Annotated in this window: 1 protein-coding gene; it reads right to left on the bottom strand. The window is 24.1% G+C overall.

Translation table 4 applies throughout. From position 1 onward, the window contains the following. Positions 1 to 547, bottom strand: a 547-nt coding sequence (locus QMA87_RS01295; protein ID WP_283833710.1) for an IS1634 family transposase, incomplete at both ends; no start/stop codon positions are given.

Below are 547 nucleotides of genomic sequence, written 5' to 3'. Positions count from 1 at the left end.
TTTTCATTTGAAGAGGAGTTTATGCTGAATGTTCTTATTATTTTTCCATCTAAAACTTCATTACAGCTTAGTTTTGAATTAATTGCATCACTAAATTTATCATTTGTCATGAAATTAACTTCTCCATTTTGTTTATAGTATTTATTAACTAAATATATAGAATACTTTTGAACTATAAGTGATATAAAACATAGAATAAAGTGTCCTTTAATATGTTTATCTGTTCAAACATAAACTGGTCTGACTCTTAGAGCGCTTTTTAGTGTTCTAAAATTCTCTTCAATTTGTCATTGTTTATGATAAATTTCGATGATATCAGCAGCTTTTAAATCCATTCTTGATGTTTCATAAACATAATATCCATCAAATTTTTCATCTTCTAAAATTTTGCTGTAATCTAAAGTGAATTCCATTTTTCCAACTTTTTTATAGAATTTATATTTCTTTATTCCAATAATATTATCAGCAGTAACAACACCTTGTGAGTTTTGTTTTTTAATAAAATTATTAATTAAATTTCTACGATCTTCTTTATCTTTTTTAGCTC

This window comes from Mycoplasma phocimorsus (assembly GCF_030077875.1).
GTDB classification, from domain to species: domain Bacteria; phylum Bacillota_I; class Bacilli_A; order Mycoplasmatales; family Metamycoplasmataceae; genus Mycoplasma_H; species Mycoplasma_H phocimorsus.
The sequence above is the reverse complement of the archived record's forward strand: the minus strand, read 5'-3'. Positions and strand labels throughout refer to the sequence as shown.